This window comes from Serratia sp. HMSC15F11, from assembly GCF_001808215.1.
In the GTDB taxonomy this organism is placed as follows: Bacteria; Pseudomonadota; Gammaproteobacteria; order Enterobacterales; family Enterobacteriaceae; genus Serratia; species Serratia nevei.
Genome location: NZ_KV792387.1, coordinates 1 through 21,823, shown reverse-complemented (window position 1 = coordinate 21,823; position 21,823 = coordinate 1). Strand labels below are relative to the sequence as shown.

Genomic DNA, 21,823 nt, shown 5'->3' with positions numbered 1-21,823 from the left:
ACGGCGGGGTTCGCCCCGCCCGTTGGCCGATGGTGTCAGGCAGGATCCACGAGCACCCGTCTTTTCAACCTTGCTGGCGAATACGCGCCAACAGCGCGTCGATATGCGCGATCTGCGGCGCATTGACGATCAGCGTGCGCCCCAGTCCCAGCGCATGACGCTGGCAGTCGAGGCGCATGTCGGCGTCGGCGATGCTGTCCAGATCGGCGACGTGCGCCAGGCCGATGGTGCGCCGAATCAGTTCGGTACCACAGTACCCGACCGCATCGGCCCAGACCTGTTGCAGGAACTGCTCGGCGTAACCCGGCGTCGCCAGTGCCGCATCCCGGCTTTGCTGATGGCACAGCGCCAGGAAGCGATCGGCAAAGATCAGCCACAGCTCGCGCACATCCTGCAAGCGCTGCTCGCGCCCGGCGGCGGCGTCGCGCGGCCCGAACAGCCCCGGCAACCCGCAATAGTTGAGCAGCAGATTGCCCAATGCGGTGCCGATATCGAAACCGATCGGGCCGTAGAAACCGAATTCGGCGTCGATCGCTTTCAACCGTCCTTCCGCCACGAAGATCGAACCGCTGTGAATATCGCCGTGCAGCAGCGCCTCCGCCTTGCTGAGAAAGCGATGTTTCAGGCCAGCGACGGCCAGCTTCAGCGGCGTATCCTCACGCAGCGCCTGCACCTGCGGCAACAGCGCCGCCTCAAAGCGATTGCGCTCATGATCGATATAAGGATCGGTAAAGAACAGATCTTCGGTGATCTGGCACAGCTCGGGGTTGGTGAAACGGCTGACTTCCGCCTTCTTCTGCTGCGCCGACTGATAAAAATCGGAGGTGTGGAACAGCGTCTGCGCCAGGTATTCCGCCAGCTGCCCGGCCGCCAGCGGGTGATAGTTGCCCTGCACCAGCTCGCTGCGCCAGATGCGATGGTCGGAAAGGTCTTCCTGCACCATCACCGCCAATTCGGGATCGTGATGCAAGACTTTTACCGTATGCCGCGGACAGAAGCCGCCGTGTACCAGCAACGTTTCCGCTTCGATGCGCGCCCGATCCAGCGTCAACGGCCAGGATTCGCCCACACAACGCACATAGGGCAGCGCCTGTTTGACGATCACCCGGCTCACGCCTTCGCGATCGCGGATCTTGAACACCAGGTTCAGGTTGCCGTCACCGATCTCGTCGGCGCTGACCAGTGCCTGCGGTTCAGACACCCGACCGTATTGGCGGGCGTATTCAACGGCATCGGCAGCCGTAAACGTACGATAAAGCGACATTCCCCAACCCCTCTGTTCTCTCTTACTAACCCCAACGATTCTGTTTATTTAGACGTAAAAGCATTTGGACGTCTATACATCTGGAAGTCATGTTGGCAGAATAGCGCTTCAGATGCAATAACCACGCAACAAGGAATTAACCGCCGATGCAAGCGCTTAACACCACCAGTTTGACCCTGCAGGACAACCGCCTTTGGATCCTCGATCAGCAAGCCCTGCCGCAGGAAAAGCGGTGGCGCGCCTGCGACAGCGTGGAGGAATTGGTCGCACACATTCACAGCCTGCGGGTGCGCGGCGCGCCGCTGATTGGGCTGTCCGCCAGCCTGCTGTTGGCGCTGCTCGCGGAACGCGGTCTGCCGCGTGACGAGCTTGAACAGGCGCTGCACACGCTGCACGCCGCCCGCCCGACGGCGGTCAACCTGATGAACAATCTGGATCGCATGAAGCTGGCGCTGGCGGAGCCTGATTGGGTGCCGGCGATGGTGAACGAAGCGCTGCGGTTGGTGGAAGAAGATCGCCGGCTGTGCGATCGCATTGCCGATCACGGCGCTGGGCTGGTCAAGCCCGGCAGCCGCCTGCTGACCCACTGCAATACCGGCGGGTTGGCCACCGCCGGCGTCGGCACCGCCATCGGCGTGCTGCTGCACGCTCACCGGCAAGGCAAGGTGCAACAGGTGTGGGTCGATGAAACCCGGCCGCTGCTGCAGGGCGGCCGCCTGACCGCCTGGGAACTGGGCGAGTTGGGCATTCCCTATCGCCTGATCTGCGATGCGATGGCCGCCAGCCTGATGGCACAGGGCCTGGTCGATGCGGTATGGGTCGGCGCGGATCGCATCGCCGCCAACGGCGACGTCGCCAACAAGATCGGCACTTACAGCCTAGCGGTGCTGGCGCACTACCACGGCATCCCGTTCTACGTGGCCGCCCCGCATACCACCCACGATCCGCACTGCCCGGACGGCGCCGCCATTCCGATCGAGCAGCGCGCGGCGGCCGAAGTCACCGGCGTTTCAGGCAGCTTCGGCGCCTGCCAGTGGGCGCCGAACGAGGCACCGGTCTACAATCCGGCGTTCGACGTTACGCCGGCCAAGCTCATCAGCGGATGGGTATTCGACAGCGGCGTGATTACGCCGCAGCAGGTGGAGGCCGGGATTTTCCGGCGGGCGTTGGGCTAACGCCCGCATTCGCACTCAGTCCAGACGCGGGTAGCTATCGGCGATCTTGTCGCCGGTAAAATGCGCTACCCAGCCTTCTGGATTGTCGAACACCCGGATCGCGGTGAAATGAGGCGCCGATCCCATATCGAACCAGTGCCGGGTGTTGGCCGGCACCGAGATCAGATCGTTCTTTTCACACAGGATCTGGAAGATCTTGCCGTCCAGATGCAGGCAAAACAGCCCTGCGCCTTCGACGAAAAAGCGCACTTCATCTTCACCGTGCGTATGTTCGGACAGGAATTTTTCACGCAGCGCCTGGCGCTGCTCGTGGTCCGGCCGCATGCTGATCACGTCCCAGCTCTGGTAGCCCTTTCCCGCCACCAGCCGGTCTATCTCATGCTGGTAGGCGGCGATCACCGCCTCCGGCTGCGGGTTGTTTCCCAGCTCGCGATCCGCTTGCCAGCGCTCAAAGCGCACGCCGATCTGCGCCAACTGGCGCTGGATCTCCTGCGCATCGCGGCTCTGCCACAGCGGTTGCTGCGGCGCTGTATCGCTGAAAATGGTCAATCCACTCATGAGACGAACTCCCCTAAATCGATACGATCAAAACGGTTAACCTGCGGATGCCGGCTCTGGTCGTCCGCCTCATCGCGGATCAGCTGGCAGGTATGCCAGCCGGCGGCCTGCGCCGCATCCAGCTCCTGGTGGATGTCGGACAAAAACAGCAGCTCGTCGGGCGCGATGCCGATAGCCTGCGCAATGTTGCGGTACGACGCGGTTTCCCGCTTGGCGCCAACGTGCGTATCGAAATAGCCGCTGAACAGCGGCTGCAGATCGCCCGCGTCGCTGTGGCCGAACAGCAGCTTCTGCGCCTCCACCGAACCGGAGGAATAGACGTAGAGCTTCACTCCCTGCCGCTGCCAGGCGGCCAACTGCCCCGCGACTTCCGGGTAAAGATGCCCGCGGAAATCCCCTTCGCGGTAGCCGCTGCGCCAGATGATGCCCTGCAGCGCTTTGAGCGCGGTGGATTTGCGATCTTCATCCATAAAGCGGTACAGCACGGCGATCAGCGCGTCGAGATCCGCCTGTGGCTGGCCAATTTCAGCGCGCAGCGCCGCCAGCGGTGCGGCGACTTCGCTCTCAGTGGCATGGCGGCGCACAAAATCCGCCAGCCGTTCGCGGGCGTAAGGAAACAGTACCTGATGCACAAAGCGAATATCGCTGGTGGTGCCTTCAATGTCGGTCACGATAGCGCGGATCATTTCGCCTCCAGTAAGCGGCGTTGCAGTTCACACTGGAACAAGAATTCCAGCCCTTCGAGATGGCGGCGGGCTTCCGCCACCTGGCTCCCCCAGCAATACAGGCCGTGGCCGCGTACCAGAAAGCCGTATTGCAGCGGCGTGGCCTCGGCATAGGCCGCCACGCGCGCCGCCAGCCGGGGGATGTCCTGATCGTTATCGAAAATGGGGATCGCCACGCTGTCCAGGTGGCTGCGCTGGCCGGCCAGCGACTTCTGCATTTCGTACCCCTGCAGCACCAGCGCATCGCCGCGCTCCACCCGCGACAGTACGGTAGCGTTGACGGAATGGGTATGCAGCACCGCGCCGATGTGCGCAGACAGGCGGTAGAGCAGCGTATGCAGCCCAGTCTCCGCCGATGGCGTGCGGCCGCTCGGCACATGATTGTCGGCGATATCCACCCGCAGAAAATCGGTGGCGCTGAGGCTACCCTTGTCTTTGCCGGACTCGGTGACCAGGCACTGACGTTCGTCCAGGCGCAGCGACATGTTGCCGCCGGTCGCCGGGCACCAGCCTTTGTCGCCAATCCAGTGGCAGGCCGCCAGCAATGCGGTAAGTTGCGGATTCTCCGTCATTATTATCGTTTCCCGTTCGGTAAGGCGGCCGGCAGATGAGGCTTGGCGTGCCGCGTGGCGGGCTAAGCACTTTTTCGCATTTAGCCATCTAAGCGTCTTGATTGCCAAATACTAGCATCGTGTTATATTGACGGCAATATAAGCGCCTGGAGTATTCACCTGCTATGAGCACTTCCGCATTGGTTCCCGAAAGTAAACTGCCCTCACTGGGCACCACCATCTTTACCCAGATGAGCGCGCTGGCGCAGCAGCACCAGGCGATCAACCTGTCGCAGGGCTTCCCCGATTTCGACGGCCCGGACTACCTGAAAGAACGTCTGGCCTGGCACGTCGCCCAGGGCGCCAACCAGTATGCGCCAATGACCGGCGTGGCGCCGCTGCGCGAAGCCATCGCCGACAAAACCGCCGAGCTGTATGGCTGGCAACCGGACGCCACCGCCGAAGTGACCGTCACCTCCGGCGCCACCGAAGCGCTGTTCGCCGCCATCAGCGCGCTGGTGCGCCCCGGCGACGAAGTGGTCTGCTTCGATCCCAGCTATGACAGCTATGCGCCGGCGGTCACGTTGGCCGGCGGCATACTCAAACGCATCGCCCTGCAGCCGCCCGCGTTTGCCGTGGATTGGCCAGGGTTCGCCGCCGCGCTGTCGCCGCGCACCCGCCTGGTGATCGTCAACACGCCGCACAACCCGTCCGCCACCGCCTGGCAGGCGGAAGACATGCAGCAGCTGTGGCACGCTATCGCCGAACGCGAAATCTACGTGCTCAGCGACGAGGTTTACGAACACATCTGCTTCGCCAAAGGCGGGCACGCCAGCGTGCTGGCCCACCCGCAGCTGCGCCAACGCGCGATCGCGGTGTCCTCTTTCGGCAAAACCTTCCACATGACCGGCTGGAAAGTGGGCTATTGCGTGGCACCCGCCGCGCTGAGCGCCGAGGTGCGCAAGGTGCATCAATACCTGACCTTTTCGGTCAATACCCCGGCCCAGCTGGCGCTGGCGGATAGCCTGCGCGCCGAGCCGGAGCACTGGCGACAGCTGCCGGCGTTCTATCGCGCCAAACGCGACCGCTTTGTACAGGCGCTGACGAGCAGCCGACTGGAAATTTTACCCTGTGCGGGTACATACTTCTTGCTGGCGGACTACAGCGTCATCTCCGATCTGGACGATGTCGCATTCTGCCATTGGTTAACCGAGCACGTGGGCGTGGCGGCCATTCCGCTGTCGGTCTTCTGTGCCGATCCTTTCCCCCATAAATTGATCCGGCTGTGCTTCGCTAAACAGGACGCCACGCTGGATGCAGCTGCGGAGCGGTTATGTCGACTTTAAAAATTACCCTGTTGCAGCAACCGCTGGTCTGGCGCGACGGCCCCGCCAACCTGGCGGCTTTCGATGCGTTGCTGGCGCCGATCGTCGGCCGGGATCTCATCGTCTTACCGGAGATGTTCACCACCGGTTTCGCCATGGATGCCGGCGAGAGCGCCCTGCCCGAACAGCAGGTGATCGACTGGCTGCACGGTTGGGCAGTGAAAAGCCACGCGTTAATCGGCGGCAGCGTGGCGCTGAAAACTGACGAAGGTGCGGTTAACCGCTTCCTGCTGGTCGAGCCGGGCGGCCAGGTGCACGCCTATGACAAACGCCACCTGTTCCGCATGGCCGGCGAACATCTGCACTACCAGGCCGGCAACCGGCGTGAAATCTTCGAGTGGCGCGGCTGGCGCATCCTGCCGCAGATCTGCTACGACCTGCGTTTCCCGGTTTGGGCGCGCTATCAGCAGGATTACGATCTGGCGCTGTACGTCGCCAACTGGCCGGCGCCGCGCAGCAGCCATTGGCAAACGCTGCTGGCGGCGCGGGCGATTGAAAACCAGGTGTACGTGGCGGGCTGCAACCGGGTGGGCGACGATCCCAACGGCCTGAGCTACAGCGGGGATAGTTTAATCATCAGCCCTCAAGGCGAGATCCTGGCGAATGCGGAGCCCGGCGCGGCCACGCGGCTGGACGCCGAGCTGTCGCTGGAAACCCTGCAGAGTTACCGCAGCGCCTTCCCGGCCTGGCGCGACGCCGACAGCTTTCTGCGTTTAGATTGAATGCCCGGCTCCCCTGGCCTATAACGCAAGGAGAAGTGATATGGATATGACGACGCTCTTGCTCTATACCGTGGCCGTCGCGGCGGTCACCATCATACCGGGCCCAACCATGCTGTTGGCGCTCAATAACGGCGCCACCAAAGGCAAACGCGTCGCCGCCTTCGGCATTGCGGGCGCGGCGCTGTCCGACCTGCTGTTGATTGGCGCCGTCGGCTGCGGCCTGGGGGCTATATTGCAAGCTTCCGAACAGCTTTTCACGCTGGTCAAATGGGCCGGCGCAGCTTATTTGTTCTATCTCGCCTACCAACTGTGGCGCGCGCCGCTTGGTGCCCCGCAGGCGGCGCAGGACACCATGCCCGGCGCCCGCAACGGCCGCGCTGCGTTTATGCGCTCGCTGCTGGTCGCACTCTCCAATCCCAAGGGGCTGCTGTTCTTTTCCGCCTTTCTGCCACAGTTCATTCGGCCAGAGGGCGACGTGGCGCTGCAATACGTCATTCTCGCTCTGGTGACGGCCCTGATCGATATCGCCCTGATGAGCCTCTACGCGCTTGGCGGCCACCATGCCATGCGTATCTTGTCCGGCCGCGCTCTGCGCTGGCTGAACCGTACCTGCGCCGGGCTGCTGGCCGGATTGGCCGTCGCCCTGAGCCTCTATCGCCGCAACGCCTCGTCTTAGGGATGCCGTCCTGCCAGCAGGCTACTCCCAGCCGGCGATCATCAGGCAATAGGCCTGGATCGCCAGCGCCACGTCCGCCTGCCGCACCGCTTCGTCCGGATGATGGCTGACGCCGCCGGCGCAACGCACGAACAGCATGCCGACCGGCCATTGCGCCGCCACGGCGATGGCGTCGTGCCCGGCGCCGCTCGGCAACGCCAGACTACGGCCCTGCACTTGTGCAACAGCCGCCTGCCAGCGGCGCTGCAGGTCCACGTCGCAGGCGGTGGCATCGATGCAATAAAACGCCTCGCTGGCGAAGCGCATTCCACGCCGCGCGCAGATCGCCTGCGCCTGCGCCAGCAACGCCGTCAATAGCGCCGCCAGCGGCGCATCCTGCGGGCCGCGCACATCGAGCGTCAATTTCACCTCACCGGGGATCACATTGACCGCGCCCGGCAGACTCTCGATGCAGCCGACGGTGGCCACCAGTGGCGAATCGGCGGCGCAGGTCAGCGTTTCGACCGCCGTGATCCATTCTGCTGCGGCCGCCAGCGCATCTTTGCGCTGCCCCATCGGCACCGTGCCAGCGTGGCCCGCCTCGCCGCTGAAAGTGCAGTTAAGCCGGCGCGCGCCATTGATCGCCGTCACCACGCCCAGCGCCAAATCGGCCGCCTCCAGACATGGGCCCTGTTCGATATGTAATTCGAGATAGGCGCGAATTTCGTTTGGTGCGCGATGCGCCTGCGCGATCGCCGCCGGATCCAGCCCAAAGTCGCGCATCGCCTGCGCTATGCTCACGCCGTCGGCGTCGGTGCGCGCCAGCCACTCTGCGGGCCACTGGCCGGTCAGGCCGCGGCTGCCGAGCAGCGTGACGCCAAAGCGCGCGCCCTCCTCGTCGGCAAAGCCGATCACCTCCAGCGCCAGCGGTAATCGATGCCCCTGGCGGTGATAGTGCGCCACCGTTTCCAGCGCCGTGAGCACGCCGAGCATGCCGTCATAGCGCCCGGCATTACGCACCGTGTCCAGATGCGAACCGAGCAGCAGCGCGGGGGCACCGGGCGTGTGCCCTTCATAACGGCCGCAGATATTGCCGACGCTGTCCTGCCAAACCTGCATGCCGCTCTCACGCATCCACACCCCGACCCGGTGATTGGCGCGCCGATGTTCGGCGGAGAGATAAAGACGCGTCAGCCGATCGGGCTCTGCGCTGATCGCCGCCAGCTCGTCACAGCGCGCCATCACCCGTGCGGCGGCCTGCTGTGCCTCCAACGGCGTCATTCACGCTTGCCTGCGTCATAAACGTTCCAGGCGGCCTGCAACGCCTCGCCCTGCTTGCTGGCGAAACCGAAGCGGTTCAGCACCGCCTCCAGCGCCGCCAGGGTTTGCAGCACGCAATCTTTGCGCGCGTTGTAGCCCATGGTGCCAATGCGCCAGATCTTGCCCTGCAGCGGGCCGAACGAGGTGCCGATTTCAATGCCAAAGTCGTTCAGCATCATCTGCCGCACCTGTTCACCCTGTACCTGCGGCGGGATCACCACGCCAAGCACGTTGTTCATGCGGTGCTCGAGATCGCCGAACACCGCCAACCCCATGCCCCGGATGCCCGCCAGCATCGCCGCGCCGTGCAGCCGGTGGCGGGCGATGGCGTGATCCAGCCCTTCTTCGAGGATCACCCGCGCGCACTCTCGCGCCGCGAACAGCATGCTGGTGGCTTCGGTATGGTGATTGAGGCGCTCCGGCCCCCAATAATCCATGATCATGCCGATGTCGAAATAGTTGGAGTAGATCATCTCATCGTCGCCGTCGGCGTGCTCGGCGGTGCGGATCCCCTCCTCCACGCATTTACGGCGGCGCACAATCTCTTCAAACTGCGGGCTGAGAGTGACCGGCGAGCTGCCGGAGGGGCCGCCCAGGCACTTCTGCAGCCCAGCGGAGACCGCATCCAGCCCCCAGGCATCGGTCTCCAGCGGGTTACCGCCGAAGGAAGCCGTCGCATCGGTATAGAACAGCACGCCATGGCGGCGACAGATATCGCCCAGCTCATGCAGCGGCTGCAGCATGGTGGTGGAGGTGTCGCCCTGCACCGTCAGCAGCAGGCGCGGGCGCACTCGCTTAATCGCGTCTTCGATACGATCGGCGCTGAACACCTCGCCCCACGGTACCTCGATCGTGTGTACCTCGGCACGGCAGCGGCGGGCAATCTCGCACAGCAGATGCCCGAAACGGCCGAAGACCGGCACCAGCACCTTATCGCCCGGCCGAACGGCGGAAACCAGCAGCGCCTCGATACCGGCGCGCGAGGTGCCGTCCACCAGCATCGTCCAGCGGTTTTCGGTGCGGAACAGCGCGCGGTACAGCGCCATGACCTGATTCATGTAACCGGTCATCGCCGGATCGTACTGGCCGATCAGCTGACTCGACATGGCACGCAGCACGCGCGGATCGGCGTTGATCGGCCCCGGCCCCATCAGCAGGCGCGCCGGCGGGTTAATCTGATCGAATTGCGAGATATCCAACATGTTCATTCCCTGTCAGCTTAGTAAGTTATTGAGTTATGCCGTCAGCGTCGACATGACGTTTGTTTGCTGCCCAACAGCCTACTCCCGATAGGGATTCAGTTGAAACAAAAGATTCTTATGATCAATTAATGAAACCAAAGTAACACAATGAGGTGACCGATCCGCCTTAAACGGCGGAAGGTGAAGGAAGGGAAATGACCTGCCGCGCTTAACGCAGCTCCAGTTCGTCCAGCGCCTGGAACAGTTCGGCGACGTGATGAATGCGCTGCCGCCCCTGCGCCAGCCGCTCATGCAGCAACGCATTGCTGAGCAGGCTGGCCAGGCTCATGGCGGCAGCATAGCTGTCAAAGGCCGACACGCTGTCGAGCGGCACGGTCAAATGCCAGTTGGCCAACGGGAACAACGCCTGCGCCTGCGGTTCACAGATCAACAGCGTCGGCACCCCGCGGCTTTGCAACAGCGCCAGCACTGCCTTTATCTGGCGCGGCCGGCGACGGAACGCCACCACCACCGCCACGTCCTGCGGCGTCAGCCCCGCCAGATCTTCCGCCAGCGTCTGCCCCGGCTGCGGCGCCAGCAGCACCTGTTCACGCACCTGCATCAGCTGCTGACGCAGGTGCATCGCCACCGGATAGCTGTTGCGCAGCCCCAGCAGCAGTACGCCTCGCGCCTGCGCCAGTGCGGCGATCGCCGCGCTGAACTGCACCGCATCGATCTGCTTTACCCAGCGGGTGAGATTGGCCATTTCCTGCTTACAGTGCCGCGCCAACAGCGTATCGCCCTGTACCGCCTCGCGGCTGTCGGTCAGCGGCATGCCACTTTGGCGCAGGGTGCGCAGCTCATCCCGCATGGCGCGGTAGTTGGGGTAGCCCAGCCGTTTGAACAAGCGGCTGACCGTGGCTTTGGAAACGCCGCTCAGGCGCGCCAGTTCGGCACTGTTGTAACCGATCAAATCGTCATAGTGATCGAAGATGAAGTCGGCTACCCGCTGCTCCTGCGGCGTCAGCTGTGGGTAGTCGCGGCGCAGGCGTTCGTCGAACCGTTGCATTATCGTTCTCGCTGTAACCTTCGTTTCAGCGGAACATAACACGGTCGAACTACCCGCTGGCAAGCGATTATTCGTGGGCGGGGAATGGCAGCGGCATGCCCTTCTCCCGCGTCAATGCCGGAAAAGGGCCGCGCGTTCAGCACCAATAGGCCATGAAGTTGACGGTAGCGCGATCCAGATCGCGTTCGCCGATCAGATAACGCCGCAGCGTTTTCACCGTGGAAGACTCGGCCGCCACCCAGGCATAAAAAGCGTTACCGCCGGCCGCCCGCTCCCACAACACCTCATCACTCAGGCTGCTTTCCGCCAGGGACTGCGCCTGCGCACACGCCGACGCGGGGATATCGACCCGCTGGCGCACCGCCTCCACCAGCAGCGTGCCATGCGCCAGTTGGTGGCCCACGTCACGCGGCAGCCAGTAAACCTCGGCGAACGGGAAACGGGCCAAATCCAGGCAATCCCCCGCCACCGGCACCTCGAAAAATGCCTGTACCCGCGGCGGATTGGCCTGCTGCGCCAGCTGCTCCAGAATACCCATCGCCGCCGGCACCGCCGTTTCATCGGCGATCAACAGCGCCTGCTGCAACTGCGCCGGCGGCGCCCATTCGTAGCCGCCGCTGTCGCCGTCGAAGTCAGCGTTGGGGGCGACCGTCTGAAGGGCGTCACCCGGCTCGGCGTGGGTCGCCCAAGCGGAGGCCGGGCCGTTCACGCCATGCAGCACGAATTCGACGTCCATCTGATTCTGCTCACGGCGCAGCGCACGCAGCGTATAGGTGCGCATCACCGGACGCTGTTCTTTGGGGATCGCCATGTAATCGCCGTACCAGTCCGGGCCGTTGACCAACTGCGGGATCTTGCCGTCCACTGCCGGGAACAACAGTTTGATGCGCTGATCCGGCGCTTCCAGCTTCATCCGATGAATATCCGCACCTTCAAACACGCAGCGCACCAGCGAAGGTGAAATCAGCGTTTTGCTTTTCAAGGTGATATCAAAAATTCTGTAGCTGGCGGACATGTTCTCGATTCTCCGGCAACGGCTGTCGCTTATACGTATGGCCGATCGGCTACCGTTTGACGGCGTGGAGTGCGCGATCGTGCAGCGGGTAAAATGTTAATAAAACTAATTAATTACGTTAATGTATCGCAAAAAATCATATCATGATTTTATTGATAACAAGAAACGTTATTGATAAAAGAATCATTCTCAAAAATAACGTAATAACAATATCACCTGGGAAATAACGATGAAACGCAAACACCTTTGGGTATTGAACCCTTGTCTGCTGGCAATGCTTGCGCCGGCGGCTTGGGCAGAGGATCAGAAAGCCGGCAACGAAGAGCAGTTGGTGGTCTCCGCCAGCCGTTCGCACCGTAGCACGGCGGAAATGGCGCAGACGACCTGGATCATTGAAAGCCAGGAGATCGAACAGCAGGTTCAGGGTGGTAAAGAGATCAAGGACATGTTGGCGCAGCTGATCCCCGGCATGGACGTCAGCGGCCAGGGCCGCACCAACTATGGCATGAATATGCGCGGCCGTTCGATGATGGTGATGATCGACGGCGTACGCCTGAATTCATCGCGCAGCGACAGCCGCCAATTGGATTCGATCGATCCGTTCAATATCGATCATATTGAGGTGATTTCCGGCGCGACCTCGCTGTACGGCGGCGGCAGCACCGGCGGCCTGATCAACATCGTCACCAAAAAAGGGCAGCAGGAACAGCAGGTCGAGTTGCAGATCGGCGGTAAAACCGGCTTTGGCAGCCATAACGATCACGACGAGAACGTGGCGGCGGCGGTCAGCGGCGGCAACGACAACGCCTCGGGGCGCCTGTCCGTTTCTTACCAGCGCTACGGCGGCTGGTATGACGGCAAAGGCAACGAGGTGCTGATCGACAATACCCAAACCGGCCTGCAGTATTCCGATCGCCTCGACGTCATGGGCACCGGCACCCTCAACATCGACGATCATCAACAGCTGCAGCTGACCACTCAATACTATAAAAGCCAATCCGACGGCGATCACGGCCTGTTCCTGGGAGAGAACTTTGCGGCGGTGACCGGTAACGCCAAGGCTTACAACAGCGGCAACTTAAATTCCGACCGTATCCCCGGCACCGAACGCCATCTGATCAACCTGCAGTATTCCAACACCGATTTCCTCGGCCAGGATTTGGTGGCGCAGGTCTACTACCGCGACGAAACCCTGACCTTCTACCCGTTCCCGACGCTGGCGGACAAAGCGCCGAACTATTACGTCAGCAGCATTGGCGCTTCGCAGCAAAAAACCGATTTCTACGGCGGCAAGCTGACGTTAAACAGCAAGCCTGTCGATGCGCTGACGCTGACTTACGGCATCGACGCCGAACATGAGAGCTTCAACGCCAACCAGCAGTTCTTCAACCTGGCGAAGGCGCAACAGTCCGGCGGCATGACGCTGGAGAACGCCTACAACACCGGCCGCTATCCGAGCTATACCACCAGCAACCTGGCGTCGTTCCTGCAGGCCAGCTACGACATCAACCCGATCTTCACCCTGAGCGGCGGCGTGCGTTACCAGTACACCGAAAACAAGATTGACGACTTCGTCGGCTATAACCAGCAACAGGCGATCGCCACCGGCGCCGCGACTTCTGCCGACGCGATACCGGGAGGGAAAACCGACTACAACAACGCGCTGTTCAACGCCGGCCTGTTGGCGCACCTGACCGATCGCCAGCAAACCTGGTTCAATTTCTCTCAGGGCTTCGAGATCCCGGACCCGGGCAAGTATTACGGCAACGGCACCTACGCGTTGAACGGCGGCCATTACCAATTGCTGAAGAGCGTCAACGTCGGTGATTCCAAGCTGGAAGGCATCAAGGTCAATGCCTACGAGCTGGGTTGGCGCTATACCGGCGATAACCTGCGCACGCAAATCGCCGCCTACTATTCGCTGTCCGACAAGAGCATCGCCATCAACAAAACCGACATGACCATCAACGTCAATGCGGATAAGCGCCGCATCTACGGGGTGGAAGGCGCGGTGGATTATTTCTTTGAAGACAGCGACTGGAGCGCCGGCACCAACTTCAACATTATTCGATCCGAAACCAAGGTCAACGGCGAATGGAAGAAGCTGGTAGTCGATACCGCCAGCCCATCGAAAATCACCGCCTATGTCGGCTGGGCGCCGGGCGACTGGAATCTGCGCTTACAGTCGCAGCAAACCTTCGACGTGTCGGACGACGGCGATTACACCAAGGTCAATTCCACCCAGGGCCGCAAGATCGATGGCTACAACACCCTCGACTTCCTCGGCAGCTATGCCCTGCCGGTAGGGAAAATCAGCTTCAGCGTGGAAAACCTGCTGGACAAGGAGTACACCACCGTTTGGGGCCAGCGTGCGCCGATCCTGTACAGCCCGACCTACGGCTCGCCTGAGCTGTACAGTTATAAAGGCCGCGGACGCACCTTCGGCTTGAACTACTCGGTGTTGTTCTGAGGATTAAGGGGCCGGTCTGCCGGCCCCGTTTATTGGGCCGCTCCGTTTTGCAGAGAGCAGAAACGACGAAGCCCTGAGTTATCGCTAACTCAGGGCTTCTGAATAGTGGCGGAACGGACGGGGCTCGAACCCGCGACCCCCTGCGTGACAGGCAGGGATTCTAACCAACTGAACTACCGCTCCGCGCCATTCCCTCTTGCGGGGGAACGAGGCGCATATTACGGACGCCTCTCGGTTCCGTCAACGCCTTTTTCTCACCAAATGAACCGTTTGCACAGTTTTTCAACGAAGGTTCATCCGGTGCGTTTTTTTCGTGCAGCAATGCCGTTACTCGGCCGGCGCACCGCGCCACAGGCAGCTGCCGCCCTTTTTCGCCACCAGATCCAGACGCGCCTCATGCGCCTTCACTTCTTCGTCGCTGGCGTAGACCACTTTCATCGCCGTCGCCGGGCGAACGATGCGCTGAATTTCTTGTGCGGCGTCGTTTTGCTGGGTATCACCTTCCATCTGGAACGCTATCGAGGTCTGACCGCCGGTCATCGCCAGATAGACTTCCGCCAGGATCTCGGCATCGAGCAATGCGCCGTGCAGCGTACGCTTACTGTTGTCTATCTCATAGCGGCTGCACAAGGCATCGAGGTTGTTGCGCTTGCCCGGGAACAGGCGGCGCGCCATCAACAGGCTGTCGGTGATGGTGCAGAAGGTCTCGGTCTTCGGGATGCCCTGCTGCAACATGCGGAATTCGTGATCCATAAAGCCGATATCGAACGCCGCGTTATGGATCACCAACTCGCCGCCGCGGATAAAGTCGAGGAATTCGTCGGCAACCTGATCGAAGGTCGGCTTGTCGGCCAGGAAATCGTCGCTGATGCCGTGTACGCCGTAAGCCTCCGGATCCACCAGCCGATCCGGCTTGATGTAAACGTGGAAATTGCGCCCGGTCAGGCGGCGGTTAATCACCTCCACCGCACCAATTTCGATGATGCGGTGCCCTTCGTAGTGCACCCCAAGCTTGTTCATACCGGTGGTTTCGGTATCGAGGACAATCTGTCTGGTGGTTGTAGAGATCATATTGCAGTGCTCACAGCGCTCGTTTATGTCAGACTTGGCTTTTATAAAACTGATAGGAAGAGTCTACCAGAGATGCTCAAACAGGTAGAAATTTTCACCGATGGCTCCTGCCTTGGCAATCCCGGCCCCGGGGGTTACGGTGCGATATTACGCTATAAGCAGACGGAAAAAACCTTCAGCGAGGGTTTTCGTCTGACCACCAATAACCGCATGGAAATGATGGCGGCGATCGTGGCGCTGGAAGCGCTGACCGTACCCTGCGCCGTGACGCTCAGCACCGACAGCCAGTATGTGCGCCAGGGCATCACCAGCTGGATCCATAACTGGAAGAAGCGCGGCTGGAAAACCGCCGACAAAAAGCCGGTCAAGAATGTCGATCTGTGGCAGCGGTTGGATCTGGCCATTCAGCGCCACGAGGTAAAATGGGAATGGGTCAAGGGCCACGCCGGCCACCCGGAGAACGAACGTTGTGACGTGCTGGCGCGCGAAGCGGCCGGCAAACCGACGCAGGAAGACGTCGGTTACCAACCGGAAGCCTAAGGCAGTTTGCGGTAGCTCTTGGTCGCGCCCACCGCGCGGCTGAGAGACGGTTTTCTCGCCCCCAGTTTCATCGGCGTAGGCGTCAGCGGCAAGGTGCGTTTGCGCGCGACAATCACGCTCATGCAGCCCAGCGCCGGCAAATGGGTGCATAAAAATTTTCCGCCCTGGCGATGCCACGGTAGCACGTGAAAACGCGCCTGGTGCAGCACCTCATAATTCAGCAGGCTGAGCCAATCCAGCAGCCGCATCTGGGTAAACATGCGGCTGACATAGGGCTGACGGCGACGCAATCCGGGCACCAGCTTGCCCAATCCCAACAGGCTGAACGGATTGAAGCTGCTGATAACCAACCAGCCGTCGTCGATCAATACCCTGTCCACCTCGCGCAACATGCGGTGCGGATCGTCCGCGTAGGACAGCGTATGCGCCAACAGGCAGGCATCCACCGACTTGGCGGCAAACGGCAGTTGATAAGCATCGGCGATCACCTGCAGCCCTTCGCCCTCCAGCCCTACGTTGACCTGATGGGAAATCGCGCATTTGTCCGTGGCCAGCTCGGCGCTGAGCATGCCCATCTTCAGCAGATGGAAACCGAACAGCTTCGGCCACCAGGGTTGCAACTGCCGCTCGAGCGCTTCACGATAGTACTCCCCCCACGGCAGCTCCGCCCAGGACTGCGGGCCGGTGAGCTTTTGTAGAGTATGGGCTGGTTTCATGATTTATTATCTTCTTTCAAGCCGTTGCCAACGAGAGGTACACCATGAATCTTATCAGCATTCCCGCCTTCCAGGACAATTACATTTGGTTATTGGATGACCGGCAGGGACGCTGCATTATCGTCGATCCGGGTGAGGCGCAGCCGGTGCTCGAAGCGCTGCAGCGCCTGCAGCTGGTGCCGGCGGCGATCCTGCTGACCCACCACCATCACGATCACGTCGGTGGCGTGGCGCAGATCGTGGCTCAGTATCCCGGCCTGGCCGTCTATGGGCCGCAAGAAACCGCAGACAAAGGCGCCAATCACATCGTCCGCGACGGCGACACCTTTAACATCGATGGGCGCCAGTACAGGACGTTCGCCGTCCCCGGCCATACGTTAGGCCATGTGGCATTCTATAGTGCCCCTTATCTGTTCTGCGGCGACACAATGTTCTCTGCCGGCTGCGGCAGGCTGTTTGAAGGCACCGCCAAACAAATGTACGACTCATTTCAACAACTCGCGCAACTTCCCGATAACACCTTAATTTGCTGCGCGCATGAATATACTCTTTCAAATCTTAAGTTTGCGCGGGCTATTTTGCCGGAAGATCGAGAGATTGAAACATATCAACAACATGTTGAAGCGTTAAGGTCAAAAGGCCAAGCCAGCGTACCGACCACATTGCAATTAGAGCGCAAAATTAACCTGTTTTTACGTTGCCATGACGCTGATTTACAAAAGAAATTAGGCTTTAATTCACCACCGGAAAGCCTTCATTCAGTTTTTTCCGAATTACGCCTGCGGAAAGATAACTTCTAAGCTTTTAGTTGTGTTATTTGGCGAAGCAAAGTATTATTGCTCGTCTTTTAAGCAACTACATTGACACACACATGAAGGCTAAAGCGATATTTCTCGCCTCAGTCTTGCTAGTGGGTTGCCAGTCGTCCAGGCAGGACGCACCGGCGCCAGAACAGCATGCACAGAGTTTGTCTTCGGCTGGTCAAGATGGTGAAGCAGGAGAGTACACAGCAAATGGCCGAGCGAGCTCGGCGCGGTGGTTGGATAACAACAGTCCCGCCGCGCAACAGGACCTGTGGAACTTCATTAGCGACGAGCTGAAGATGGAGGTTCCGGAAAATTCCCGGATCCGTGATCAGAAAAGAAAGTACTTAAAAAGTAAGAGCTATCTCCACGATGTAACATTACGGGCAGAGCCGTACATGTACTGGATAGTCGGGCAGATTAAGAAACGTAATATGCCGATGGAACTGGTACTGCTACCCATAGTGGAGAGCGCTTTTGACCCACACGCCACGTCAAGTGCCAACGCCGCAGGGCTATGGCAAATCGTGCCGCAAACGGGTCGCAATTATGGTTTGAAAAACAATCAGTGGTATGACGGTCGACGCGATGTCGTCGCCTCGACAACCGCTGCGCTTAACATGATGCAACGCTTGAACCGCATGTTTAACGGCGACTGGTTACTGACCGTAGCCGCCTATAACAGTGGTGAAGGTCGCGTTATGCAAGCGGTGAAGGCAAACAAACGCCAGGGTAAGCCAACCAATTTCTGGGCACTGTCGCTTCCGCGTGAAACGTCAATCTATGTCCCGAAAATGCTGGCGCTGAGCGACATCATCAAGAACAGCAAGAAGTACGGCGTGAAACTCCCGAAAACGGATGAAACCCGTGCGCTGGCGCGTATCGATGTCGGACAGCAGATCCAGCTGACTCAGGCGGCTGAGATGGCAGGGCTTTCGGTCACCAAGATGAAAGCGTATAACCCAGGCTACAAAAAAGGCGTTACGGCACCCAATGGGCCCCATTACATCATGGTTCCCAAAGGCCATGCCGATCAGCTGAAAGACTCGCTGGCCGATGGCCAGATCGCCGTGACTCAGCCAACGACGCAGTTGGCGAAGAACAGCGGTTTGTCCGGTGGCAGTTCGTATAAAGTACGCTCCGGCGACACTTTATCGGGCATTGCCAAGCGGCTGAACGTTAAGACCAGCGATTTGCAGAGTTGGAACAACTTGCGCGCCAAGAGCGCCCTAAAAGTTGGGCAAACCCTGCAAGTGGCCAGCAATACTGGCAGTAACAGCAGTATCACCTATCAGGTTCGTAAAGGTGATTCGCTCGCCAGTATTGCACGTCGTCACGGCGTCGATATTAACGACGTGATGCGTTGGAATTCAACGCTCGCCAAAGGCAGTCTGCAACCCGGTCTGAAGTTGACCCTGTTTGTCGGCAACAAGCTAACGCCGGATACCTAAGTTTCCGGCACAAAAAAAGCACCCCTCGGGGTGCTTTTTTATTACCTGTGCTTCACCAGACGGGGGAGTCTTTTTCCGGGTGGAACTCCACCAACAACGGATTGTGATCCGACGCGCTGGTCACCAGCACCGACGCCTCCACGACCCCCAGGTTACGGTAAAACACGAAGTCCAGCGGACGGCCAAAGGCCTTGCGGCGGTGATCGTCGGTGAAGCTCACCTCGCGCAGCGCCATTTCGCCGGCAAAGTCATACAGCGCATTGATACGTTTACGGCTCCAGGCGTTGAAGTCCCCCGCCATGATCACCGGCCCCCGGTGGCTGGCGATCTGCTCGCCAATCGGCCCCAGCTGCTTACTGTATACATCGACTCCCAGGCTAAAATTCACCGCATGGATATTCACCACCATCAACAGCTCGCCATTGTACAGCGGGTAAACGGTGATCAAGGCCGACTTGGACAGCCGCAGCAACGGCTCACGTTCACGCAGCGGGCAGCAGTAAACCGGATGAGCGGCTGCCAGCGTCATCACGCCGGAAGGATGTTGCGGCAACACAAAGGCCGGCACCTGATCGGCCGCCAGATAGTTGGCGGTAGCGTAGCTCACCAGCTCCGGCGTGGTTTGCGCCTCTTGCAACAACACCAGCTGCGCATCTTTGCCATGATTTTTCAGCACCGAAAGCCAGTCGGCTCGTTGCTGTTTGAAAATATTCCATACCATGACACGCAGAGCGCCGGTCGTCGGCAGCGCAGCCCCTGGCGGCAACGGCTGATTAACGGCGCCAGGAAAAATTCGTTCGACTGGTTGGCCTGCAACATACCTCATTGCATAAGTTCGTTTCGGCACGCGATTCGCCTATTACCCATTAGCATGAAACTGGCGATGAAGACTTCGCCAACGGTGAATTGATTATACGCCTGCCCCGCACAGAGGGCATGGCTTTTACAGGCATAACCTTTTCAGTTATAGGGGCCGTCCGCGGTGATTTCAATATTCTGAGGGTATAGCTGTGTAAAGGTGACGCATCAGAGGTGAAAAATGCGAAAAGGCCAGCAAAATGCGCACGGGATATAGGAATGTACAGGTTCGCGCTCAAGTGGGTGACGGCGATGCCCCGACGTGATTAAATGACGAAATCGCTCAAAATTTCAAACGATGTTTGCCTGTGGAGCAAGAATGAAAGCGAATTCGGACGAGCTTATCACCTTCGTCACCGTAGTGGAGAGCGGCAGCTTCAGCCGAGCGGCAGAGCGCCTGCAGCAGGCCAACTCCGTGGTTAGCCGTACGGTAAAAAAACTGGAGAGCAAACTGGGCGTGACCCTGCTCAACCGCACGACACGCCAAATCAGCCTGACCCAGGAAGGCGAAAACTACTTTCGGCAGGTGCAAAAGGTGTTGAGCGATATGGCCGCAGCGGAAAATGCGTTGCTGGAAAGCCGCCAACGCCCGCAGGGGCTGCTGCGCGTCGATGCCGCAACGCCGGTCGTCTTGCATCTGTTGACGCCGCTGGTCGCCGAGTTTCGTGAACGCTATCCGGAAATGTCACTATCATTGGTTTCTTCGGAAAACTTCATCAATTTGATCGAACGGAAAGTGGATATCGCAATCCGCGTCGGCGAGCTGACGGACTCTACGCTGAAAGCGCGCAAGCTGATGGCCAGCTATCGGCGCATCCTGGCCTCCCCCGCCTACCTGGCGCAGTATGGCGCGCCAAAGACGGTGGCCGATCTGGTACACCATTGCTGCATCGGCTTTAACGACCTGCCTAACCTAAACCGGTGGCCGCTGGCCTGTGCCGATGGCCGCCAACTGGAGATCGTTCCAGGGCTGACCACCAACAGCGGCGAAACCCAGCGCCACCTGTGCCTGCACGGCAACGGCATCGCCTGCCTGTCGGACTTTATGAGTGATGAAGACGTCAAACGCGGGGATCTGGTCCCCCTGTTGGTGGAGGACACGCTGCCACTCGAAATGCCGATCAACGCGGTGTACTACAGCGATAGCGCCGTCAGTAACCGCCTGCGCAGCTTTATCGATTTTATCAGCGAGCGGTTAAAGTGATAAAAAAGGCGCTCTCTAGAGCGCCTGAGGTCATCATATCTGAAGATTAGTCCCAATCGGGTGCCAGACCTTCCGGGCTGACCAACCGGCCGTTGCTTTCCAGCGCGGCAATCTGTGCCATATCTTCATCACTCAGCTGTAGTAGCTGCTGCGCTAGCAGGTTGCTTTCCAGGTTTTCACGCTTGGTCGAGGAAGGGATCACCGCGTAGCCGAGCTTCAGCGCCCAGGCCAGGACCACCTGTGCCGGCGTCGCATTGTGCCGCGCCGCGATACGCTTTATCGTCTCCTCCTGCAACGCTTTGCCATACGCCAGCGTCATATAAGAGGTGATGGCAATGCCATGCTGCCGTGCGAACGCCACCACTTTTTCATTCTGCAAGAACGGCGACAGTTCGATCTGGTTGGTTGCGATCTGATCGGCACCGACTGCGTCAATCGCCTGCTGCATCAGATCGACCGTGAAATTGGATACCCCTATCTGACGGGTTAGCCCCAATCGCTTGGCTTCCAGCAATTCAGCCATAAACTCGGCGACCGGCACCTCATCGTTTGGCGATGGCCAGTGAATCAATGTCAGATCGACATACGAGGTCTGCAGTTTGACCAAGCTGTCTCGCAGGCTGGGAATTAATACCCCCTTGGCCAGATTCGCGATCCAGATTTTGGTCGTGATGAACAGCTCGTCACGCGGCACACCGCTGGCGGCGATAGCCTGGCCGACGGCCGCTTCGTTTTCATAGATCTGTGCGGTATCGATAGCCCGATAGCCCAGTTCCAGCGCCGTGCTTACCGAGTCGATAACGACCTGATCCTGAAGGCGGAAAGTACCTAAACCAAATGCAGGAATGCTCACAATGTTTACTCTCTCATTAGTGGATAAATAGCGATGCGAAGAGTATGGCAATATTTTTAGTGAGCAAAAATGCCAGGTTTGGTATAAAACTTTTGCCTAGCAGGCAACAATATTGAGAAAAAGCGGCAGGAGCGGTGGCAAATTCGACGATATTTCGTGAATTTTGCATATGAAAAAGCCCTGAGTCAGAGACTCAGGGCTTATCAATTAAGTGGCGGAACGGACGGGGCTCGAACC

At 59.9% G+C, this 21,823-nt stretch carries 21 protein-coding genes and 1 tRNA gene; 9 read left to right on the top strand and 13 right to left on the bottom strand.

Translation table 11 applies throughout. The features are described 5' to 3' along the window. Positions 1-64: 64 nt before the first annotated feature. A complete protein-coding gene (gene mtnK / locus HMPREF3138_RS00320) occupies positions 65-1,264 on the bottom strand; it encodes an S-methyl-5-thioribose kinase (protein ID WP_038871343.1) in 1,200 nt (399 codons plus the stop codon). A 146-nt stretch (positions 1,265-1,410) separates the two neighbouring features. Here mtnK and mtnA point away from each other — a divergent pair, with 146 nt between their 5' ends. Continuing rightward, on the top strand, positions 1,411-2,439 hold the full coding sequence (mtnA, locus tag HMPREF3138_RS00315) for an S-methyl-5-thioribose-1-phosphate isomerase (RefSeq protein WP_038871346.1): 1,029 nt from the start codon (positions 1,411-1,413) through the stop codon (positions 2,437-2,439). A gap of 15 nt (positions 2,440-2,454) precedes the next feature. Here mtnA and HMPREF3138_RS00310 read toward each other — a convergent pair whose 3' ends face one another. The 3 genes from HMPREF3138_RS00310 to HMPREF3138_RS00300 are packed head-to-tail and all read right to left on the bottom strand — an operon-like array spanning position 2,455 to position 4,294. Next, positions 2,455-2,997: a 1,2-dihydroxy-3-keto-5-methylthiopentene dioxygenase gene (locus tag HMPREF3138_RS00310; RefSeq protein ID WP_070558727.1), complete on the bottom strand. Its 543-nt coding sequence runs from the start codon at positions 2,995-2,997 to the stop codon at positions 2,455-2,457. Then, complete coding sequence (mtnC, locus tag HMPREF3138_RS00305) at positions 2,994-3,683, bottom strand: acireductone synthase (RefSeq protein WP_038871352.1); 690 nt, start codon at positions 3,681-3,683, stop codon at positions 2,994-2,996. The genes HMPREF3138_RS00310 and mtnC overlap by 4 nt, the downstream gene beginning before the upstream one ends. After that, complete coding sequence (locus HMPREF3138_RS00300) at positions 3,680-4,294, bottom strand: methylthioribulose 1-phosphate dehydratase (RefSeq protein WP_038871354.1); 615 nt, start codon at positions 4,292-4,294, stop codon at positions 3,680-3,682. Before HMPREF3138_RS00300 ends, mtnC begins: the two co-directional genes overlap by 4 nt. A gap of 164 nt (positions 4,295-4,458) precedes the next feature. Here HMPREF3138_RS00300 and HMPREF3138_RS00295 point away from each other — a divergent pair, with 164 nt between their 5' ends. Genes HMPREF3138_RS00295 through HMPREF3138_RS00285 form a run of 3 tightly spaced genes read left to right on the top strand, consistent with a single transcriptional unit; the run spans position 4,459 to position 7,056 of the window. After that, positions 4,459-5,619, top strand: coding sequence for a pyridoxal phosphate-dependent aminotransferase (locus HMPREF3138_RS00295; protein ID WP_038871357.1), 1,161 nt, complete (start codon positions 4,459-4,461; stop codon positions 5,617-5,619). Further along, complete coding sequence (locus HMPREF3138_RS00290) at positions 5,607-6,380, top strand: amidohydrolase (RefSeq protein WP_038871361.1); 774 nt, start codon at positions 5,607-5,609, stop codon at positions 6,378-6,380. Before HMPREF3138_RS00295 ends, HMPREF3138_RS00290 begins: the two co-directional genes overlap by 13 nt. 40 nt (positions 6,381-6,420) lie before the next feature. Further along, entirely contained in the window at positions 6,421-7,056 is a 636-nt protein-coding gene (locus HMPREF3138_RS00285) for a LysE family translocator (RefSeq protein WP_038871364.1), read from the top strand. Between the two features lie 21 nt (positions 7,057-7,077). Here HMPREF3138_RS00285 and hpxK read toward each other — a convergent pair whose 3' ends face one another. The 4 genes from hpxK to HMPREF3138_RS00265 all read right to left on the bottom strand — a co-directional run bounded on the left by hpxK (position 7,078) and on the right by HMPREF3138_RS00265 (position 11,620). Continuing rightward, positions 7,078-8,316, bottom strand: coding sequence for an allantoate amidohydrolase (gene hpxK, locus HMPREF3138_RS00280; RefSeq protein ID WP_038871367.1), 1,239 nt, complete (start codon positions 8,314-8,316; stop codon positions 7,078-7,080). Beyond that, the gene (locus tag HMPREF3138_RS00275; protein ID WP_038871370.1) at positions 8,313-9,557 is read right to left on the bottom strand and encodes a pyridoxal-phosphate-dependent aminotransferase family protein; all 1,245 of its coding nucleotides are present in this window, start codon (positions 9,555-9,557) and stop codon (positions 8,313-8,315) included. Before HMPREF3138_RS00275 ends, hpxK begins: the two co-directional genes overlap by 4 nt. Positions 9,558-9,765: 208 nt before the next feature. Then, the gene (locus tag HMPREF3138_RS00270) at positions 9,766-10,605 is read right to left on the bottom strand and encodes a MurR/RpiR family transcriptional regulator (RefSeq protein WP_038871373.1); all 840 of its coding nucleotides are present in this window, start codon (positions 10,603-10,605) and stop codon (positions 9,766-9,768) included. 136 nt (positions 10,606-10,741) lie between these two features. Beyond that, positions 10,742-11,620, bottom strand: coding sequence for a siderophore-interacting protein (locus HMPREF3138_RS00265; protein WP_038871376.1), 879 nt, complete (start codon positions 11,618-11,620; stop codon positions 10,742-10,744). A 229-nt stretch (positions 11,621-11,849) separates the two neighbouring features. Between HMPREF3138_RS00265 and HMPREF3138_RS00260 the strand changes: the two genes are divergently transcribed. Then, positions 11,850-14,090 (top strand): TonB-dependent siderophore receptor, encoded by a 2,241-nt coding sequence (locus tag HMPREF3138_RS00260; protein ID WP_038871379.1) that lies wholly within the window; start codon positions 11,850-11,852, stop codon positions 14,088-14,090. Between the two features lie 106 nt (positions 14,091-14,196). On the opposite strand, the gene HMPREF3138_RS00255 is transcribed toward HMPREF3138_RS00260, so the two are convergent. Both HMPREF3138_RS00255 and dnaQ read right to left on the bottom strand, forming a co-directional pair. Continuing rightward, positions 14,197-14,273, bottom strand: a tRNA-Asp gene (locus tag HMPREF3138_RS00255). Positions 14,274-14,417: 144 nt separating this feature from the next. Next, positions 14,418-15,161 carry a DNA polymerase III subunit epsilon gene (gene dnaQ, locus HMPREF3138_RS00250; protein ID WP_038871384.1) on the bottom strand — a complete coding sequence of 248 codons (744 nt, stop codon included), beginning with the start codon at positions 15,159-15,161 and terminating at the stop codon, positions 14,418-14,420. A 72-nt stretch (positions 15,162-15,233) separates the two neighbouring features. On the opposite strand from dnaQ, the gene rnhA reads away from it, so the two are divergent. Further along, positions 15,234-15,701, top strand: coding sequence for a ribonuclease HI (gene rnhA, locus HMPREF3138_RS00245; protein WP_033649910.1), 468 nt, complete (start codon positions 15,234-15,236; stop codon positions 15,699-15,701). Here rnhA and HMPREF3138_RS00240 read toward each other — a convergent pair. Then, on the bottom strand, positions 15,698-16,417 hold the full coding sequence (locus HMPREF3138_RS00240; protein WP_038871387.1) for a class I SAM-dependent methyltransferase: 720 nt from the start codon (positions 16,415-16,417) through the stop codon (positions 15,698-15,700). The two genes, rnhA and HMPREF3138_RS00240, sit on opposite strands and share 4 nt — an antisense overlap. Positions 16,418-16,461: 44 nt before the next feature. On the opposite strand from HMPREF3138_RS00240, the gene gloB reads away from it, so the two are divergent. Continuing rightward, positions 16,462-17,217 carry a hydroxyacylglutathione hydrolase gene (gloB, locus tag HMPREF3138_RS24935; protein WP_038871390.1) on the top strand — a complete coding sequence of 252 codons (756 nt, stop codon included), beginning with the start codon at positions 16,462-16,464 and terminating at the stop codon, positions 17,215-17,217. 71 nt (positions 17,218-17,288) lie between these two features. Continuing rightward, positions 17,289-18,671, top strand: coding sequence for a murein transglycosylase D (gene mltD / locus HMPREF3138_RS00230; protein WP_049288128.1), 1,383 nt, complete (start codon positions 17,289-17,291; stop codon positions 18,669-18,671). Positions 18,672-18,723: 52 nt separating this feature from the next. On the opposite strand, the gene HMPREF3138_RS00225 is transcribed toward mltD, so the two are convergent. After that, a complete protein-coding gene (locus tag HMPREF3138_RS00225) occupies positions 18,724-19,518 on the bottom strand; it encodes an endonuclease/exonuclease/phosphatase family protein (RefSeq protein WP_025160092.1) in 795 nt (264 codons plus the stop codon). 330 nt (positions 19,519-19,848) lie between these two features. Here HMPREF3138_RS00225 and yafC point away from each other — a divergent pair, with 330 nt between their 5' ends. Beyond that, complete coding sequence (yafC, locus tag HMPREF3138_RS00220; protein ID WP_038871393.1) at positions 19,849-20,733, top strand: DNA-binding transcriptional regulator YafC; 885 nt, start codon at positions 19,849-19,851, stop codon at positions 20,731-20,733. A gap of 46 nt (positions 20,734-20,779) precedes the next feature. Here the strand turns inward: yafC and dkgB are convergent, their stop codons facing one another. Further along, on the bottom strand, positions 20,780-21,586 hold the full coding sequence (dkgB, locus tag HMPREF3138_RS00215; RefSeq protein ID WP_038871396.1) for a 2,5-didehydrogluconate reductase DkgB: 807 nt from the start codon (positions 21,584-21,586) through the stop codon (positions 20,780-20,782). Between the last annotated feature and the right edge of the window lie 237 nt (positions 21,587-21,823).

Bases quoted from the DNA above. Each gene is read 5' to 3' on its own strand.
- hpxK (WP_038871367.1), bottom strand. From the start codon at position 8,316: ATGACGCCGTTGGAGGCACAGCAGGCCGCCGCACGGGTGATGGCGCGC.
- rnhA (WP_033649910.1), top strand. From the start codon at position 15,234: ATGCTCAAACAGGTAGAAATTTTCACCGATGGCTCCTGCCTTGGCAAT.
- HMPREF3138_RS00295 (WP_038871357.1), top strand. From the start codon at position 4,459: ATGAGCACTTCCGCATTGGTTCCCGAAAGTAAACTGCCCTCACTGGGC.
- HMPREF3138_RS00300 (WP_038871354.1), bottom strand. From the start codon at position 4,294: ATGACGGAGAATCCGCAACTTACCGCATTGCTGGCGGCCTGCCACTGG.
- HMPREF3138_RS00310 (WP_070558727.1), bottom strand. From the start codon at position 2,997: ATGAGTGGATTGACCATTTTCAGCGATACAGCGCCGCAGCAACCGCTG.
- HMPREF3138_RS00285 (WP_038871364.1), top strand. From the start codon at position 6,421: ATGGATATGACGACGCTCTTGCTCTATACCGTGGCCGTCGCGGCGGTC.
- HMPREF3138_RS00265 (WP_038871376.1), bottom strand. From the start codon at position 11,620: ATGTCCGCCAGCTACAGAATTTTTGATATCACCTTGAAAAGCAAAACG.
- HMPREF3138_RS00290 (WP_038871361.1), top strand. From the start codon at position 5,607: ATGTCGACTTTAAAAATTACCCTGTTGCAGCAACCGCTGGTCTGGCGC.
- mtnA (WP_038871346.1), top strand. From the start codon at position 1,411: ATGCAAGCGCTTAACACCACCAGTTTGACCCTGCAGGACAACCGCCTT.
- gloB (WP_038871390.1), top strand. From the start codon at position 16,462: ATGAATCTTATCAGCATTCCCGCCTTCCAGGACAATTACATTTGGTTA.
- HMPREF3138_RS00240 (WP_038871387.1), bottom strand. From the start codon at position 16,417: ATGAAACCAGCCCATACTCTACAAAAGCTCACCGGCCCGCAGTCCTGG.
- HMPREF3138_RS00270 (WP_038871373.1), bottom strand. From the start codon at position 10,605: ATGCAACGGTTCGACGAACGCCTGCGCCGCGACTACCCACAGCTGACG.
- mtnK (WP_038871343.1), bottom strand. From the start codon at position 1,264: ATGTCGCTTTATCGTACGTTTACGGCTGCCGATGCCGTTGAATACGCC.
- dnaQ (WP_038871384.1), bottom strand. From the start codon at position 15,161: ATGATCTCTACAACCACCAGACAGATTGTCCTCGATACCGAAACCACC.
- mtnC (WP_038871352.1), bottom strand. From the start codon at position 3,683: ATGATCCGCGCTATCGTGACCGACATTGAAGGCACCACCAGCGATATT.
- HMPREF3138_RS00275 (WP_038871370.1), bottom strand. From the start codon at position 9,557: ATGTTGGATATCTCGCAATTCGATCAGATTAACCCGCCGGCGCGCCTG.
- yafC (WP_038871393.1), top strand. From the start codon at position 19,849: ATGAAAGCGAATTCGGACGAGCTTATCACCTTCGTCACCGTAGTGGAG.
- mltD (WP_049288128.1), top strand. From the start codon at position 17,289: ATGAAGGCTAAAGCGATATTTCTCGCCTCAGTCTTGCTAGTGGGTTGC.
- HMPREF3138_RS00260 (WP_038871379.1), top strand. From the start codon at position 11,850: ATGAAACGCAAACACCTTTGGGTATTGAACCCTTGTCTGCTGGCAATG.